The 17,441-nt window shown below is 65.7% G+C and carries 15 protein-coding genes; 9 read left to right on the forward strand and 6 right to left on the reverse strand.

Translation table 11 applies throughout. From position 1 onward, the window contains the following. The first annotated feature begins 51 nt into the window (after positions 1–51). Positions 52–813, forward strand: a complete 762-nt coding sequence (locus VUN84_03215) for a DUF998 domain-containing protein (GenBank protein ID XAS64698.1) — start codon at positions 52–54, stop codon at positions 811–813. A 92-nt stretch (positions 814–905) separates the two neighbouring features. Here VUN84_03215 and VUN84_03220 read toward each other — a convergent pair whose 3' ends face one another. Together VUN84_03220 and VUN84_03225 are read right to left on the reverse strand one after the other, a co-directional pair. Beyond that, positions 906–1,307: a hypothetical protein gene (locus VUN84_03220; protein XAS64699.1), complete on the reverse strand. Its 402-nt coding sequence runs from the start codon at positions 1,305–1,307 to the stop codon at positions 906–908. Positions 1,308–1,478: 171 nt separating this feature from the next. Then, positions 1,479–3,164, reverse strand: a complete 1,686-nt coding sequence (locus VUN84_03225) for a carbohydrate-binding protein (GenBank protein ID XAS64700.1) — start codon at positions 3,162–3,164, stop codon at positions 1,479–1,481. Positions 3,165–3,368: 204 nt separating this feature from the next. Between VUN84_03225 and VUN84_03230 the strand changes: the two genes are divergently transcribed. From VUN84_03230 to VUN84_03240, 3 genes are read left to right on the forward strand one after another with little or no spacing between them, the layout of a single operon-like run. Beyond that, positions 3,369–5,714: a glycosyltransferase family 2 protein gene (locus VUN84_03230; GenBank protein XAS64701.1), complete on the forward strand. Its 2,346-nt coding sequence runs from the start codon at positions 3,369–3,371 to the stop codon at positions 5,712–5,714. Between the two features lie 17 nt (positions 5,715–5,731). Continuing rightward, a complete protein-coding gene (locus tag VUN84_03235) occupies positions 5,732–6,172 on the forward strand; it encodes a hypothetical protein (protein ID XAS64702.1) in 441 nt (146 codons plus the stop codon). After that, positions 6,162–7,688 carry an EAL domain-containing protein gene (locus VUN84_03240; protein XAS64703.1) on the forward strand — a complete coding sequence of 509 codons (1,527 nt, stop codon included), beginning with the start codon at positions 6,162–6,164 and terminating at the stop codon, positions 7,686–7,688. The genes VUN84_03235 and VUN84_03240 overlap by 11 nt, the downstream gene beginning before the upstream one ends. A 101-nt stretch (positions 7,689–7,789) precedes the next feature. On the opposite strand, the gene VUN84_03245 is transcribed toward VUN84_03240, so the two are convergent. Continuing rightward, the gene (locus VUN84_03245) at positions 7,790–7,942 is read right to left on the reverse strand and encodes a hypothetical protein (protein XAS64704.1); all 153 of its coding nucleotides are present in this window, start codon (positions 7,940–7,942) and stop codon (positions 7,790–7,792) included. Positions 7,943–8,032: 90 nt separating this feature from the next. Between VUN84_03245 and VUN84_03250 the strand changes: the two genes are divergently transcribed. Continuing rightward, positions 8,033–9,172, forward strand: coding sequence for a hypothetical protein (locus VUN84_03250; GenBank protein ID XAS64705.1), 1,140 nt, complete (start codon positions 8,033–8,035; stop codon positions 9,170–9,172). 100 nt (positions 9,173–9,272) lie between these two features. On the opposite strand, the gene VUN84_03255 is transcribed toward VUN84_03250, so the two are convergent. Next, a complete protein-coding gene (locus tag VUN84_03255) occupies positions 9,273–9,926 on the reverse strand; it encodes a hypothetical protein (GenBank protein ID XAS64706.1) in 654 nt (217 codons plus the stop codon). A 122-nt stretch (positions 9,927–10,048) separates the two neighbouring features. On the opposite strand from VUN84_03255, the gene VUN84_03260 reads away from it, so the two are divergent. From VUN84_03260 to sucD, 4 genes are all read left to right on the forward strand, one after another. Beyond that, positions 10,049–10,906, forward strand: coding sequence for an inositol monophosphatase family protein (locus tag VUN84_03260; protein ID XAS64707.1), 858 nt, complete (start codon positions 10,049–10,051; stop codon positions 10,904–10,906). A gap of 409 nt (positions 10,907–11,315) precedes the next feature. Then, positions 11,316–13,838, forward strand: coding sequence for a DNA helicase PcrA (pcrA, locus tag VUN84_03265; GenBank protein XAS64708.1), 2,523 nt, complete (start codon positions 11,316–11,318; stop codon positions 13,836–13,838). A gap of 354 nt (positions 13,839–14,192) precedes the next feature. Beyond that, on the forward strand, positions 14,193–15,362 hold the full coding sequence (gene sucC / locus VUN84_03270; GenBank protein XAS64709.1) for an ADP-forming succinate--CoA ligase subunit beta: 1,170 nt from the start codon (positions 14,193–14,195) through the stop codon (positions 15,360–15,362). Between the two features lie 12 nt (positions 15,363–15,374). Beyond that, positions 15,375–16,277: a succinate--CoA ligase subunit alpha gene (gene sucD / locus VUN84_03275; GenBank protein ID XAS64710.1), complete on the forward strand. Its 903-nt coding sequence runs from the start codon at positions 15,375–15,377 to the stop codon at positions 16,275–16,277. Positions 16,278–16,466: 189 nt separating this feature from the next. Here sucD and VUN84_03280 read toward each other — a convergent pair whose 3' ends face one another. Together VUN84_03280 and VUN84_03285 are read right to left on the reverse strand one after the other, a co-directional pair. After that, positions 16,467–16,949: an SRPBCC family protein gene (locus VUN84_03280; GenBank protein XAS64711.1), complete on the reverse strand. Its 483-nt coding sequence runs from the start codon at positions 16,947–16,949 to the stop codon at positions 16,467–16,469. After that, positions 16,946–17,308, reverse strand: coding sequence for a metalloregulator ArsR/SmtB family transcription factor (locus tag VUN84_03285; GenBank protein ID XAS65746.1), 363 nt, complete (start codon positions 17,306–17,308; stop codon positions 16,946–16,948). Before VUN84_03285 ends, VUN84_03280 begins: the two co-directional genes overlap by 4 nt. Positions 17,309–17,441: the final 133 nt, after the last annotated feature.

Below are 17,441 nucleotides of genomic sequence, written 5' to 3' on the forward strand. Positions count from 1 at the left end.
TGGGACACGGGTACAAGCATACAAGGTAAGGCGGCGTACTACGCTCTTGGGATGACCGCCGCAGCTGATTCCCCGTCCAGGGACGCCGTCTTCTTTCCCGATGTGCCGTCCACCCGGTTCTACGCCGGCGCCCTGGCGCTGCTCAGTGTGCTGCAATATTTCGTGGCGGAGACGGCCGTGATCGGCGCGTGGACAGGGCAGCAGCCGTACAGCCGCCGGACCGGGTACATCAGTGATCTGGGCGCCCTGGGCTGTGGGAGTTACGCCGGCCGGGATGTCTGCTCACCGGCGCATGTACTCATGAACGCCTCCTTTGTGGTCCAGGGCGTCGCCATGATGGTCGGGGCACTGCTGCTGAGCGCCGCGCTGCTGTGTACGGCGGGGGTGCCCGGCTCCACACCCCCGGCCACCCGGATCCAGCAGGGAGCCGCCGTCGCTGCCCGCGCCCTCACCGCGGCAGCCGGCGCCGGAACGGCCCTGGTGGGGCTGGTCCCCGAGGATGCCGGCTCCCCATGGCATGTGGCCGGCGCCATCGGGTACTTCGCGGCCGGGGCCCTGGCGCTGGTGTTGCTGGGCTGGCTCTGGCTCCGGCAAACTCCGCTGGGCTGGATTATCCTCGCCTGCGGCCTGCTGTCCCTGGGCGCCCTCGTTACCGGCGGCATCACGGGGATGGACGTGCCGGAACCGGGCACCCTGGAACGGGTGATGGGCTACCCGATCACCCTCGGCACCGCCGTCGTCGGGCTGGTGGTCGCCCAACGGATCGGGCGGCACCGCGCTGCCGTGCGGCGTTCGCGGGCGGCGGCGCGCTGACCGGGCGGGTTTCCAGGGGGCAGGTTTGCGCGGGCAGGTTTGCGCGGCCGGTTTGCCCGGGCCGGTTTCCACGGGCCGGACGCCGGGACCGCCTATTTGCCGAGGAACGTCCGGTAACTGTTCAAGGCTCCAGAGCCGGAATAGCCCAGGTCGGCGGGCGAAACGGCCGATGCTCCGTCCGCGGATATGACCTGGATGGCCAGGTTCACTTCCGGATCGCCCGCCGCGGCGTCCACAATCGCCGGGAAAGCGTCCCGGAGGACGCCCAGCAAGGTTTCCCGGTCCGAGGTATCCGCGTGCAGAAAGACATCCCCGCTGCGGCCCATGCCGGAGGATTTGTAGCTGGCGCTCACGCTGGCCACGTGGGCCAGCGGCTCGGCCGCCGCTTGGTACTTGGCGGCGTAATCGGCGTCCGGGGTTCCCGGGTGCGCCCCGCACCCCGCCAGCACCAGCACCAGCAGGACCATGGCCACTGCGGTGACAATTCTTCGCATCCTCAAAGACTCCTTTTCCGGCCGGCACCGGGCGCCATCCGCGGCCCGGACCACCCACCCGCACAGCGCGACACGCTCCCGCGCTGACTGCGGGGGAGGGGGTGGGGCCGTAGGGACAACGTCCCCACGGCCCCCTGTCAGCGCTGCGTGCTGCGTGCCGCGTGCTGCCGGCTAAGGCGTCGGCGCCGGCGTCGGTGTTGCGGCCGGCGACGCAGGCGCCGTCGCTGCAGGCGCCGTCGCTGCGGGCGCCGTGGCGGGGGACGCAGGCGCCGTCGTGGCGGACGTCGTGGCGGGCGCCGTCGCCATCAGCTTCAGCAGTTCCTCATCGCGCAGCCTGGTCCACGGCGATTCCGGGGCACCCTGCATGGCCGCCTCGGGGCTGTCCGTCTGGGTCCACCACTTTGCTTCATAAACCCGGCCTCCGAAGAGCACCCGGTCGCTCTTGCGGTAAACCTTGGCCGGTTCCCACTCCGGGGCGGTGCCGGCGGGGGCGGTGAGTTGCGGGGTGGGCTTATCGCCGGGCAGTACCGGGCCGATGATGCGCCAAGGCGTCGCGGCCCCCTGGAGTACCGGGTTGTCCGGGGCTTCGTTCCGCGTCCACCATTTAGCCTCATAGACGTTGGCGTGCCAGACGATCCGTTCGCTGGTGGTGTAGGCGGTTTCCTCATTCCAGACCGGATACGGGCTGGTGGAAGGATCATCGACGGCGGCGGCTCCCCGGGTGGCGTTGCCGGACGGCGGCGAGGCTGCCGCGCTTCCCGTGGCGTCCGGGGAAACTGCGACCCCGGCGCCCAGGATGGTGGCGAACGTGGAAGAGCCTTGCTCGATGCCGCTGCAACCGTCCGAGACCTTCTTGACGTCGGGGTAGTTGGGGCTGCAGGTCCGGTCCCGGTTCAGCGACCACATCGACAGCCGGCCCACACCCTTGGCGCTGGCATATGTGCTCAGTTCCTCCGCGTCCTTGAGCGTGAAGATCTCGCCGACGATGTCGTTCTGGCCGATCATCGGGGTCAACCCGATCTTGCGCCACACCGTTTCACTGCCCAGCTCGCTGCCGGCATCCTTGTACAGGCCGGTGACCTGCCGGTGCGTGGCTTCCGCCGCCGAGACGGCGTTCTCGTACATCGACCGGTCCATGAGCCGGCTTCCGCCGTAGTCCATGGTCATGATGTTGACCCCGCCGAGGTCGGTCCCCGACGCGATAGTCCGGCGTACCGCGTCGGTGCCCGCCGCCGTCAGCCCGTTGGGATCGGCCGGGAGCGTCAGCCACACGTCAAGGTTCTTTCCGCTTTCGCGGCGGTCCTTCTGGAGGGCGGTGACCGCCGCGGCGCGCCGGTCGAGGGAAGCGACATCGCTGAGGGCCCCGCCTTCGATGTCCAGGTCAATGCTGCTGACGTTGTACCGCTCCACTACGGCGCGGTAGGCGTCTTCAAGCTTGCCCGCATCGGTGCAGCCCGTGGCCAGCTCGTTGTTGATCAGGCCGCCGAAGGAGATGGACACTGTTCCACCCAGCTGCTGGAGGCGGGCGACCCTCCGGTCCAGGTCCAGGGCCGAACCGGCCTCGTCGAGGGAATAGGCGGCACCCCACGTCGGCGTGCACGGGTCTTTGGAGTCCGCGACGATGAAGGACAGCTGAACCTTCTGCGCTTCCTTGGATACCGGGTCTTCGAAGGCGTAGCGGGGCGTCGCTGTAACATCCACGTAACCGGAGAAGATGGACGGGATGGCCTCGGCCGCCCTGCCATCGTTGAAGTTGCCCCATGCGGCCACGCCACCGGCAGTGACGGCCACAACAACTCCGGTGAGAACGCCCAGCCGGGCAAGCGATAATTTACGGCCTGGGAATCTTGCGGACACAGGGCCCCCTAATGTCTTTTATTGTGAACTGCCGGGCACGCGCCGGCCATCGCGATCAGCTCGTGATATTCCGGAGTGTCTGATGTCCGGCAACGGTCTGACCTTGCATTATCCTAAGGGCACTCACCGAAACATTCCGGTGCGCCGGGCGCTTTGGAACAAATGCGCACGCTCAAACAGCGAATTTGCAGTCTATGGGGACTAATGTCTGATCAGCTTGTCTTGCCGCGCCCTGACGCAGAGAGCGTCTCCACCGAGGTCAAAGACGTGGTGCGCCGACGCCAGTGGGGCGCTGAGCGTCGCTCGGAGCCGCTGTCAATCGTGCACCCGCGGCCGTCCCGCCGGAAAATAATACTGGGAAGACTGGGAATTCTCACCACCCTGCTTGCGTGGGTGACCTACGTCATAACCACCATCCTTCGGGAGTTGGCGGACAACCCAAACGCAGGTTTTAGGTTTCAATTTGAAACGGCGTCATACCTGATTGTCGTAACATTCCTGACTTTTTCGGCGTTGATGTACTTGATGGCCCGGCAGGGAGCCCTTTACCGGTTCCGGGACCATTCACGGGTACCGCGCGGGGAATTGGATCGCCACTTCGCCGAATACGACGAGGGGATCACCGTGCTGGTGCCGTCCTACGCCGAAGAGCCGCAGGTGGTCCGGGCCACGCTGTGGTCCGCCGCGCTGCAGGAATTCCCTGCCCTTAAAGTTGTGCTGCTCGTTGACGATCCGCCCAATCCCAAAGATCCCGGCGAACTCGCAAAGCTGGAAAAGACCCGTGCACTGTCGGCCGAAATTGCCGCAGCGATGGGCGTTCCGGCCGCACGCTTCAACGCCGCCCTGGCAGACGTCCGCCGGCGGTCCCAGGCAGGCCCGCTGAACGAGGCCGCTGAACTCGCATTGCTGATAACCGAGTACCAGGCCGCCGCGGACTGGTTGGAAACCATGGCAGCCGCAGAGCAGGTGGAGGACCACGTCGACGAGTTCTTCGTGGACCTTGTCCTCATGGGCCTGGCCCGGGAACTGCGGCTCGTCCTGGTCGGCCTGAACGCTGCTCTGGCGCAGAAAACCTCGCCGTCCGCGACGCGGCGCGAGGAACTGTACCTCCGCCTGACCTGGATTTTTAACGTCACCACCGAAACGTTTGAGCGCAAGAAGTACGCAAGCCTCTCGCACGAGGCCAACAAGGCGATGAACCTCAACGCCTACATTTCCCTGATGGGAAATTCATGGCGCGAAGAAGCCACCGCCGACGGCGTGGTGCTGCGCAAAATCGAGGGCGACGCGGAGCTCGAAGGAACTGGCCGGGTCCTGGATTTCCCGGATACCACCTACCTCCTGACGCTCGACGCCGATTCCCTCCTGTTGCGCGACTACTGCCTGCGCCTGGTCTATTTCCTGGAATCGGCCGGCAACGAGCAGGTCGCCGTAACGCAGACCCCCTACTCCTCGTTCCGCGGGGCACCCACCCGGATCGAGCGCGTGGCCGGGGCAACCACCGACCTCCAGCACATCCTCCACCAGGGCATGTCCTACTACGGTGCCACTTTCTGGGTGGGTGCGAATGCCGTCATCCGTAAGCGGGCCCTCGAGGACATTGTTGAGGTGGAGTCCAACGGCGCCTTCGAAATCCGGACCTACATCCAGGACCGCACGGTGATTGAGGATACCGAGTCCAGCATCGACCTCGGCCAGCATGGCTGGACCCTGGTGAACTACCCGGAACGCCTCAGCTACAGCGCCACGCCGCCGGACTTCGGCTCGCTCGTGGTCCAGCGCCGTCGCTGGGCCAACGGCGGGCTTCTGATCCTGCCCAAGCTGTGGGCCCAGCTCCTCCAAAACCGGTCCGACCGCCGCAAGATTCTGTTCCGGGAAGTCCTCCTGCGCGTGAACTACATGGCGTCCATCGCCTGGGCCAGCTTTGGCCTGCTGTTCCTGCTGGCATACCCCTACGACAGCCGGCTGCTGAGCCCCATCGTCTTCCTCGCCGCCCTGCCGTACTTCCTGGCCATGGGCAGCGACTTGCGGGACTGCGGGCACCGCTTCAGTGACATCCTGCGGATCTATGGCTTCAACCTTGTGCTGCTTCCGGTGAACCTTGCCGGCGTCCTCAAGTCGTTGCAGCAGGCTGTCACCGGCGACAAAATTCCGTTCGCCCGCACCCCGAAGGTCAAGGACCGCACAGCAGCCCCGGCCATCTATGTCCTGACCCCTTACGCGATTGTTGCCTTCTCGCTGCTGACCGTCTGGCGCGACGCCCAGCTGGGGAACTGGGGCAACGTGGCCTTTGCCACGCTGAACGCCGTCCTCGCCGCTGGCGCTATCCGGGCCTACATCGGCGTTCGCAACTCGGTGGTGGATGTGTTCCTCGGTATGGTCAACTGGCTCTATATCAGTCCGCGCCCCAAGCAAGTGAAGGAGAGCCCCGTGGTGGAGAAGACGGCCGAGGAGGCCGACTGGGAGACGATCCTCTACCACGGCGACCGCCGGCTCAACCGGGACCTTCGTGGCACTACTGACCGCCGTCGTCGAATCGCCATTCGGTGAGCATCGACTTTTGCGCCTTGCCCACTGGGCAAATTCCCGCGGCGCCCGGGGCCCCTGATCTGCCGGCCGCGGTGCCGGCGTCGGGGCCGGAAGCTCCCGCTCCGATCGGTGTCCGCCTGCTCGACGGCAGCATCATCGAGGTGGTGCTTCCGGGCACGGGGGACCTTGGGGGTCCCGAGGCGCGTACGGCGGGCGCCACCGTACGGACACTCGCGGCCGGCCGGCGCCTTCCGGTCCTGCTGGTCATCACGGGAGTCGAGGGCGTCAGCGTCGACGCCCGGCATGTCTACGCCACCACCATCGCGGCGTCCGCATTTGCGCTCGTCGGCGAAAGCCCGGTGGACCGGGTGATCGCCCATTATCTGCTGCGCTCCAAGACCGAGAATATCCCTGCGCGGTTCTTCACCTCCAAGGCGGAGGCCATCGAATGGTTAGGGCAATACTCGAGTGAAGACTGATCCTCCCGACCCCCGTCTGCACGCCCTCGTCGAAGGCATCGTCCGGATCGCCGGCGGCGATTTGACCACCAGGATCGCGCCCTCCGGCGCCAGGGACGACGTCGCGGCGGTCATTGCCGGGATCAACCTGATGGCTGATGACCTGCAGACCATTTACCAGGAACTGGAAGAACGCGTGGAAAGCCGGACGGCGATGCTGCGTGATGCCCAGGTGGAGCTGGAGCGGATGGCCCTGACCGACCCGTTGACCCAGCTGGCCAACAGGACCGCACTGAACTCGGTCCTCAGCCACGCCCTAGCAGAGACCTCCCGGGGCGAAATGCCGCCGGCGCTGCTGGTCCTGGACCTTGACTCTTTCAAGGGCATCAACGACACGCTGGGACACAGCGCCGGCGATGACGTCCTCCGGGTGATTTCGCGGCGCCTTGAGGCGGCCGTCCGGGATACGGACACCGTCGCCCGCCTCGGCGGCGACGAATTCGCCGTCATGTTGCCGAAATCCAATTTGGTCCGGGCCCGACGGGTGGCCAACCGGATCCTGAAGGCCCTCAGCGAGAGCCTGGAGGTAGGGGACCTCCGCATCACTTGCGGGACCAGCATCGGCCTGCGAGTCGCGGAGGCCGGACAGTCCGTCGATGACCTGGTCATGGAGGCCGACACCGCGATGTACGCTGCCAAGGCCCAGCCGCACAGCAGCATCAAAGTGTTCGAGCCAGCTTTGCTCTATGCCCGCCGACTGCAGAGCGTCATGGTTACCGAGATGCGCGAGGCCATCCGCCAGGACCAGCTCACGCTGCACTACCAGCCGGTGGTGGACCTGGCCACCGGCCGGATTGAAGGTGTGGAAGCGCTGGTGCGCTGGAACCACCCGGAGCGGGGGCTCCTGATGCCCGATTCGTTTATCCCGCTGGCGGAAGAGACCGGGATGATCGTGGAGCTCGGCCACTGGGTCCTGAAGCATGCGGTGCGTCAATTGCGGCACTGGCAGCAAGGGCTGGACGTGGACGCGAAGTTCAACATTCGGGTCAACATTTCTACCACCGAGCTGCAAAACCTCGACCTGATCGAGAACGTCCGCGACATTCTCCGAGAGACAGGTCTGGACGCCGCCAACCTCGTGGTGGAGTTGACGGAATCCATGGCTGTCAACGGCGGGGACGTGGACAAATACTCCCTCAGCGGCCTGCGGCGCCTGGGCGTCCAGCTGGAGATTGACGACTTCGGCACCGGATATTCGTCCATCAGCTATTTGCGGCAGCTGCCGGTCAATGTGGTCAAAATCGACAAGAGCCTGATCGACGGGCTGGGCAGCGACGCGAAGGAGAGCGCGTTTGTGGAGGCGGTCCTGCACCTCATCCACGCCTGCGGGCTCACGGCCGTCGCCGAGGGTATCGAGACGGCGGAGCAGGCAGCTGAGCTGATCCGGTTGGGATGCTCGAGTGGCCAGGGCTACTATTTCGGCCGGCCTGTCCCGGCGGCGGAGCTTGAGGCAATGCTCCGCCGCCGCGTGCTATAGGCCGCACTTTCAACCGTTTGGTGCCCCTGTTCCGGTGAACGGCGGCACGAAAAAGGCGGGCACCGGACCCTAGGTCCGCTGCCCGCCTTTCGTTGACCCGACTAGTTCTTCGGGGTGGAGTTCGGCCACCAGCCCACTGCCACGGCTGAGCCCTGGCCACCGTTTTCGCCGGAAGCAGAAATTGCCGAGGTGGCGGAAAGGCCTGCGGCTGCCAGCGCACCGGCGACGAGAAGGGCTGCGAGGGTCTTTTTCATGGGGGACTCCTGATACGTAAGGGGCTGATGTGACTTGTGTGATACGAGTTCAGTATAGGGGCTTAAGACACGCCGAATACCAACTATTGGGTGATTATTTTTGAATCTGTGTTATCACGCGAAGCCTGGCTGATGCCGGCACCGAATGTTCACCCCGCCCAAAAGAGCGTGCCGTGCGGCAGCCCAGCCGCGGCAACAGATAATGAAGTCATGACATTGCACTCCGCCTCGCCTGCGTACGCTGCAGCTGAACTCAGGGCGTACGAGCATCGGATCAATCATGACTTCATCCAGGCTGCCGCCAGCGCCCACGATGCCGCGGCAATAGCCCGTGGCGACGGGGAAAGCGATGCTTGGTGGCGGATGACGTTTCTCGAGGCCGAAAACCTGCTGGATGCAGAGGAGTTCGCGACCTGCGCCTGCCTCGCTTCGGACCTGGTCGATGGCGGAGACGCGACGACCGAGGACCAGGCCAAGGCGCGGGCGAATATCTTGTTGGCCAAGGCCCGGCAGGGCGCCGGGCTGTTGGAGCAAGCGGCCGACGCTGCCCGGGCTGCCGTCGAGCTCGTGTCGGAAAATGACGGGGAAACCGGGGTGAAGGCCCGGCAGGCTTTGATCGCTGCGCTTGCGGACATGGGAAGTTTGGACGAAGCCTGGACCGAATGCCTTGGTCTGGCTGAGGCTGTTTCTGCTGAAGTTGACGACCAACTTATCGGAAAGGTCTACTGGGTGATTGGCAACGTGGCCTTTCTGTGCAGCAAAGTCCGGGAGGGGCTTGAATATCACGAGCTCGCAGCGGCGACCTTTTCTCCCGCCCGGAACCTCGATGTCTGGGCGAAATTCAATAAAGCGTCGGCGGCTATGCGGCTTGCGGCCGATGTAGCGGACGCGGACACTCTGCGATGTATCGAGCGGGCGGAACTGGCGACCGATGTCATTGGCGGAACGCCAAACGACTACCTTCTGCTGAATTTGAACCGTGCCCATTGGAATTATCTCGCTGGAGATTCGCAGACCGCCATTCAGCTCCTGCAGGGCGTGTGCGCCGCCGAGGGGGCTTTGCCCCAAATTCTCGGTGAAGCCCATCTCTTGCTCGGCCGGGCACATTCCAGCGCCGGCAATGGTGAGGCGGGAAGGGACAATCTGCTGCTGGCCGCGGACCATTTCGAGGCGTCAGGCGCGCAACAGCGTGCGGACCAGGCCCGGGAGTTCCTCGCGGACCACGCTTGAGCCGGCCGGCCGGACGCGCGGGCCCGGCCGGCCTCCTGCTGGGCATGCCCCCGATGGCCCGGACGGATGGACATCACCGGATTATGCCCGTTGGCAACGCTTAGGAATGAGCATGTCCAGTGGTGGGAGCTGCGGCGGACGAACGCTTGCGGCCCAGGAACACCGCTGCGCCGCCGGCCAACAGGCTCAGCACCAGCAGCACCCAGCCCGCGACCGTGAGGCCCGAGGCCAAAGCGACCTGACCGGCGTCGACCGTGTCCGCAGAAAGCATGGAGTCGATCGCCGCATTACCCCACAGCCTGACGGCCGCAAAGAGCAGGGGAGCTGCCCAAAGCGCCCACCGCAGCCCCTTCCGGGCCACGTTGGTGCCGATCAGCAGCAGCCAGGTGAAGCCGAAGATTAGCGGAAAGAGCGTGCCTGCCGTCTTGTGGACGTAGTTGAGCTGGCCGCGGGCCGCTTCATCTGTCGCGCCGCGGAGTTGTTCCACGAAGCCTGGGTCGAAGCCGCCAATCAGGGAGTCCGGCATAGCCAGGCCCCCACTGAGCTGGGTGAGCTGGTTCAGCGTGAGCAGGTGGAGGTACCAGAACAGGAACAGGCTGGCCACAACGCCGGCGATCAGGATCAGGTTGCTGTTGCTCTGCGCCTTTTGCGGTGTGCGGCTGGTGCTGGGATTGATCACCGGCGGCAGCTGGTGCTGGGGAACCGACGCGTTGGCGCCGTGCTTCTTGATTCGCTGTGCGGGTGTCTTGGCCATGGCTCCATTATCGCCCGGCCCCGTCGCGAAACCGGCCGCCGGGCGGCGTGGGACGCCCGCCGGGTCCGTGCCTCGCCGGGCCTGCCTGTTCACTGCCGGTGGGCGCCGATAGGCTGGAGCGCGTGACCGAACTAGGAAAGCACCGGCTTGGCCGGCACAGCACTGCTGAACTCGACCCCGCCCTGGACGATTACCGGCTCGCCGAGGCACTGGTGCGCGAGGCCGGCACCCTGGCGTTGCTCATGCGCCAGGCCGGGCTGGAGGGCCGGCAAAAGACGTCGGTTTCCGACGTCGTCACGGCCGCCGACCACGCGGCCGAGGCTTACGTGCTGGAACAGCTGAAGCGCTGCCGGCCCGACGACGGCATCCTCGGCGAAGAGGGGGCCTCCGTGGCCGGCACCAGCGGCCGGACCTGGGTCATCGACCCGGTCGACGGGACGTATAACTTCCTGAACGGCTCCACCTACTGGTGCTCCGCGATTGCCCTCAAGGATCCCTCCGGGGTGCTGCTCGGTGCAATTTACCAGCCGGAGGAGGACAAACTCTGGCTCGGCGGAACCGAGAAGCCTGCCACGCTCAACAGTGAACCACTGGTGACGTTCGGTCCGGGCGGAGTCGGGGGCGCCCGCCGCGCTGAGACCCCCTTGTCCGAACTCGGAGCAGCCACCTACATCCATCCCACCTGGCTCGCCGACCCGTTATGCGCCATGCCGTGGCATGCCGCTGCGACGTCCGCCGCCGCGCTGCGCATGTTTGGCTCCGGTTCCTGCGACCTCAGCCGAGTGGCCGACGGCGAACTGGGATGCTGGTTCCAGCACAGCTGCCCGGAATGGGACTGGCTCCCGGGCAAAGCCATTGTCCTCGCGGCCGGCGGCGCCGTCGACGTCGTCCGGGTCAACGGCCTCGACTGGTTTGTCGCCGGCGGAACGACCGCGGTCCAGCAGCTCCGCGCCGCCTTGGAATCCGGCTCCGTAGCTTAGCGGCCGGCGGGCGCCCCCCGCGGGGAGGACATGCCCGGTGGTGGCTGCCGGCCCAGGCGGGCATGCTCATTCTCTGTGAGCCCGGAAGGGCATGCCCGGTGGTGGGTGTCGGCCGCGGCGGACATGCTCATTGTTGGTGGCGGGGCCTGGACATATGGGCATTATGTCCAGTGGCCGTGGGCGAAGAAGGGCATGCCCAGTGGTGGGTGCCGTCCCAGGCGGACATGCCCGTTCTTTGTGAGCCCGGAAGGGCATGCCCGGTGGTGGGTGTCGGCTGCGGCGGACATGCTCATTGTTGGTGGCGGGGCCTGGACATATGGGCATTATGTCCAGTGGCCGTGGGCGGAGACGGGCATGCCCGGCAGGGCGGACGTCGGCGTCAGCGGCACCGCCTAGACTTGTTAACACCATGGATATGTTGTTTGACCCTTACGCCGACGGACCTTTCGCAGCTGCCTCAAAGTCGGCGGTGCACACAAAAACGCCCGCCGGAATGGGCATGGCCGGGCTGGATTCAGCGGAAAACGCCGGGCCGGGCCGCGTCCACGGAGGCCACCCGGCAGGGGAAGGGGACCACCCCGCGCTTCCGGGCCCGGCGGAGCTCCTGGAAGGGCTGAACCCGCAGCAGGAAGAGGCCGTGAAGCACGCCGGCAGCGCCCTGCTGATCGTCGCCGGTGCCGGCTCGGGCAAGACGCGGGTGCTCAGCAACCGCATCGCCTACCTGATCGCCACCCGCCGCGCCCACCACGGCGAAATTCTGGCCATCACCTTCACAAACAAGGCCGCCGCCGAAATGCGGGAACGGGTGGAAGCCCTGGTGGGCGGCCGGGCCAAGACCATGTGGGTCTCCACTTTTCACTCCTCTTGCGTCCGGATCCTGCGCCGCGAAGCTAAGAATGTCGGGCTGAACTCCAATTTCTCCATCTACGATTCCGCCGACTCGCTGCGACTGATCAACCTGGTGGCGAAAAACCTGGACCTCGACCCCAAGCGCTTTCCGCCCAAGGCCATCCAGCACAAGATCTCGGCGCTCAAAAATGAACTGATCGACGCTGACAGCTATTCCTCCAGCGCCAACCACAACGAGCCCTTCGAACAGGCCGTTGCCGAGGTCTTCAAGGGCTACACGCAGCGGCTGCGCCAGGCCAACGCCATGGACTTCGATGACCTGATCGCCGAGACGGTCTACATGTTCCGTGCCTTCCCGGCGCTCGCGGAGTCCTACCGGCGCCGCTTCCGGCACGTCCTCGTCGACGAATACCAGGACACCAACCACGCCCAGTACGCCCTCGTCCGGGAGATCGTCGGCGAAGGCCCCGGCGCTGCCGAGCTGACCGTCGTCGGCGATTCGGACCAGTCCATCTACGCCTTCCGCGGCGCCGATATCCGCAACATCGTGGAATTCGAAAAAGACTACCCGGACGCCCACACCATCAAGCTCGAGCAGAACTACCGCTCCACCCAGACCATCCTCAGCGCGGCCAACTCGGTGATCTCCCGCAACCCCAACCGGCCGGAGAAACGGCTCTGGACGGCAGAGGGCGACGGCGAGAAAATCGTCGGCTATGTCGGCGAAAACGAGCACGACGAAGCCCAGTTCATTGCCAAGGAAATTGACCGGCTGCAGGACGAAAGTGATTTGCGCCCGGGCGACGTCGCGATCTTCTACCGCACCAACGCCCAGTCACGCTCGATTGAGGACGTCCTGGTCCGTGTCGGCCTCCCCTACAAAGTGGTCGGCGGTACCCGGTTCTACGAGCGCAAGGAAATTAAAGACGCTCTCGCGTATCTCCGGGTCCTGGTCAACCCGGACGACGACGTCAACCTGCGCCGCATCCTCAACGAGCCCAAGCGCGGCATCGGCGACAGGGCCGAGGGTGCCGTGGCCTCCCTCGCGCAGCGCGACAGGATCTCGTTCATGGCAGCGGCCCGCCGCGCCGATGAGGCGCCGGGCATGGCCACCCGTTCCGTCAACGCGGTCCAGGGCTTCGTGAAGCTCCTCGACGACCTCGCCGAGGTGGCCTCCGGCTCCGGTGCGGCAGCTGCCCTGGAAGCGGTGCTGGAACAAACCGGCTACCTTGCCACCCTCCGCTCCAGCTCCGACCCGCAGGACGAGTCCCGCGTGGAGAACCTGGCGGAACTCGTCGCCGTCGTGCGTGAATACGAACGCGACAACCCCGAAGGCTCGCTCGGAGCCTTCCTTGAAGGTGTGTCCCTCGTCGCCGACGCCGACCAGATTCCGGACGCACCCGCAGGGAGCCCCGACCAGCTCGCCGCCGCCGTCGCCGAAGCCAAGCGGCTCGGCGTCGTTACCCTGATGACCCTGCACACCGCCAAGGGCCTGGAATTTCCCGTGGTGTTCCTGACCGGCATGGAGCACGGGCTGTTCCCGCACCAGCGCTCCGCCACCGATCCCAAGGAACTGGCAGAGGAACGCCGGCTCGCCTACGTGGGCCTGACCCGGGCACGGAAACGCCTCTACCTGACCCGGTCCGAGGTCCGCAGCATGTGGGGTCAAAGCCAATACAACCCCGCCAGCCAGTTCATCGAGGAAATCCCCGCGGAACTGGTGGAGTGGAAGCGCGAAGGCTCCACCCGCCAGGCCGGCGGTTGGGGGAGCGGCGCCGCGATCGGATCCAGCCGGTACGGCGGGTCCTTCTGGGGCGCCGGCACGGCCCGCGGGTCTGAAGGCACTCCCACCGCCGGGTTCAATGCGGACGTCCCCGCGGCCATCGCCAAGAACCGGGTGCAGCCGCAAAAGGAGATCGTGGCGGTCAGTGTGGGCGACAAGGTCAACCACACGAGCTTCGGCAACGGCACCGTACTCGCCGTCGAAGGCGCCGGGGACAAGACCGTCGCGAAGGTGAAGTTCGGCGTCGGCGAGAAGCGTCTCCTGCTCCGGTACGCCCCGCTGACCAAAATCGACGCCTAGCACCGGCGTTAGCTGCGGAAAACTCTCCGCGGGCGCCTCTTTCCGCGTCGGGCGCGAGGGCTGCGAACGGATTCCCGCAGCCGGTAAACCCGGCCCGCGGGGGCGCTCGGAAGCCCCAAAACCCCCGTAATCTAGGCGTTTTTCTACGCTCCATAGAATAGTGTCCTTACTCACATTACGGGTACTCTGGGGAGGGCTTCTCCCAAGGAAGGGCTAGAGTTCCGAAAGGAGCATTGCGCCGTGTGGCTCGTTTCCAAGCAAGTCGCAGGGTGCGTTTATTCCGCAGCCCGGTAACCGCGATAACGTGGGGTCCGGCTGTACAGAAACTACTTCGACGTAGAAGGACACTCAACCGTGGACCTGTTTGAATACCAGGCGCGCGATATGTTTGAGGCGCACGGTGTACCCGTGCTTGCCGGCATCGTGGCGCACACCCCTGAAGAAGCAAAGGCAGCTGCCGAGAAAATCGGCGGCGTAACTGTCGTCAAGGCGCAGGTCAAGGCCGGAGGCCGCGGCAAAGCCGGCGGCGTCAAGGTTGCCAAGACCGCTGACGAGGCGTTTGAACACTCCACCAACATCCTCGGGATGGACATCAAGGGCCACACCGTCCACCGCGTCATGATCGCCCAGGGTGCGGACATCGCCGAGGAATACTACTTCTCCGTCCTTCTGGACCGGGCCAACCGCAACTACCTGGCCATGTGCTCGGTCGAAGGCGGCATGGAAATCGAGCAGCTCGCCGTTGAGCGCCCCGAAGCCCTGGCCAAGATCTCCATCGACCCGGCTGTCGGCATCGACCAGGCCAAGGCTGACGAGATCGTCGCCGCGGCCGGCTTCGCCGACGAACTGCGCGCCAAAGTTGCCGGCGTCATCCTCAAGCTCTGGGACGTCTTCAAGAAGGAAGACGCCACCCTGGTAGAGGTCAACCCGCTGGTCCTCACCGGCGCCGGTGACATCGTCGCCCTTGACGGCAAGGTCTCCCTCGACGAGAACGCCGATTTCCGTCACGCCAAGCACGCAGCCCTTGAAGACAAGGACGCAGCTGACCCGCTCGAGGCCAAGGCCAAGGCGCAGGACCTCAACTACGTCAAGCTCGACGGCTCCGTGGGCATCATCGGCAACGGCGCTGGACTGGTCATGTCCACGCTCGACGTCGTCGCTTACGCCGGCGAGAACCACGGCAACGCCAAGCCCGCCAACTTCCTGGACATCGGCGGTGGAGCTTCTGCCGAGGTCATGGCAGCAGGCCTCGACGTCATCCTGGGCGACCCGCAGGTCAAATCCGTCTTCGTCAACGTCTTCGGCGGCATCACCGCCTGTGACGCCGTCGCCAAGGGCATCGTCGGTGCACTGGCCGAGCTGGGCCACTCCGCGAACAAGCCGCTGGTAGTCCGCCTCGACGGCAACAACGTTGAGGAAGGCCGCCGCATCCTGGCCGAGGCCAACCACCCGCTGGTTACCCTGGCCGCCACCATGGACGAGGGCGCCGACAAGGCCGCCGAGCTCGCCAACGCAGCGAAGTAAAGGGACCCGACTATGTCTATCTATCTGAACAAAGACTCGAAGGTCATCGTCCAGGGCATCACCGGCGGCGAAGGCACCAAGCACACCGCCCTGATGCTCAAGGCCGGCACCAACGTTGTCGGCGGCGTCAACGCCCGCAAGGCCGGCACCACTGTTGTGCACGGCGAGAACGAGATCACCGTATTCGGCACCGTCAAGGAAGCCATGGCCGAGACCGGCGCCGATGTCTCCATCGTCTTCGTGCCGCCAGCCTTCACCAAGAACGCGGTCGTTGAGGCCATCGAGGCAGGCATCGGCCTGGTCGTTGTCATCACTGAAGGCGTCCCGGTCCAGGACTCTGCCGAGTTCTGGGCGCTGGCCCAGTCCATGGTGGACGCCGACGGCAAGCAGGTCACGCGCATCATCGGACCGAACTGCCCCGGCATCATCACCCCGGGGGAGGCCCTCGTCGGCATCACCCCGGCGAACATCACGGGTAAGGGCCCCATCGGCCTGGTCTCCAAGTCAGGCACCCTGACCTACCAGATGATGTACGAACTGCGCGACCTCGGCTTCTCCACCGCCATCGGCATCGGCGGCGACCCGGTCATCGGTACCACGCACATCGACGCCCTCGAAGCGTTCGAAGCCGACCCGGAGACCAAGGCAATCGTCATGATCGGCGAAATCGGCGGCGACGCCGAAGAGCGCGCTGCCGACTACATCAAGGCACACGTCACGAAGCCGGTTGTCGGCTATGTGGCCGGCTTCACCGCCCCGGAAGGCAAGACCATGGGCCACGCCGGCGCCATCGTGTCGGGCTCCGCGGGCACTGCCCAGGCCAAGAAGGAAGCCCTCGAGGCTGCCGGCGTCAAGGTCGGCAAGACGCCGTCCGAGACAGCCAAGCTCCTGCGCGAGGTCTTCGCCACCCTCTAGGGCCGAAGAACACCAGGTACCACTGCACCGCGGGGTCACTTTCGGTCCGTCCCACTTGCTGGGCCGGGCAGGGGGTGGCCCCGCGGTGTCGGTTTAAGCACGACGGCGGCAGGTCACTTTCCGGAGAAGGTGACCTGCCGCCGTCGTGCCCTCGCTGGGGCGTCGTACCATCGCTGGGGCGGGGTGCACTCAGACCTTCGCGCCGGCCAGGACCTCCTCCAGCCGTTCGTAGGCTTCGGTCAATCCGCCTTCCATTCCCGACTGTGCCATGCCGTCCCGGGCCTCCATGCTGGGATAGACGGCATGCGCCGACAGCCGGGTGCGGCCGCCGCCGAGATCTTCGAAGGTGAGGAACTCGATGCTGACCACGTCCGGATAGCCGCCGTATTCGAAGGTCTGGATGGCGAAGCTGTTGTCCCGAACAGTGTGGAAGACCCCGCTGAACACGTGGGCGGCGCCGTCGGGCCCAGTGTGCGTGTAGCGGTAGCTGCCGCCGGTGCGAAAGTCGTAATGGTCGATGTCCATTTTGAGCCGCCGGGGGCCCAGCCACTGGGCGACGAGGTCCGGTTCTTTGTGGGCCCGGAAGACCTCGGTGACGGGAAAATCAAATTCCCGGTCGAAATCGATGAAGGGCAGTCCCTCCGGAGCAGTAACTTTCAGGGCGTTGGTCATGATGTGTCCTTTGCCTGGGTGCCGCGTGCCGCGGCAACTGACTGGAGCACGGCGTCAAGGCTGCGGAACTGCCCCTCGCGGACCAGCCGGTACTGGTCGATCCATGCGGTGAGCGCCTCCAGCCGTGCGGGATTCAGGTGGACGGGCCGGCGCTGGGCGTCACGGGTGCGCGTGACCAGTTGGGCTTGCTCGAGGACCTGGATGTGTTTCGAGACCGCCTGCTTGGTGATCGCGAACGGTTCCGCCAATTCATTCACGGTGGCCGGACCCCGGCTGAGCCGGGCAATGATGCGGCGGCGGACGGGGTCGGCGAGGGCCAGGAAGGCCGAATCGAGCATGCCGTCGTCGCCGTCGTCCATGGGGATATCGACCTCCCGTGCAGGATCCGGCGGTGTTCTTCTGCTGCTCCACTGGCAGTGACCGGTGATCAACCAGTTCATTGATCAACCTCTAGGTTGTTAACGCTACGCCTGGCCTCCGGTCTGCGCAATA

The organism is Micrococcaceae bacterium Sec5.8 (assembly GCA_039636775.1).
GTDB lineage: Bacteria > Actinomycetota > Actinomycetes > Actinomycetales > Micrococcaceae > Arthrobacter.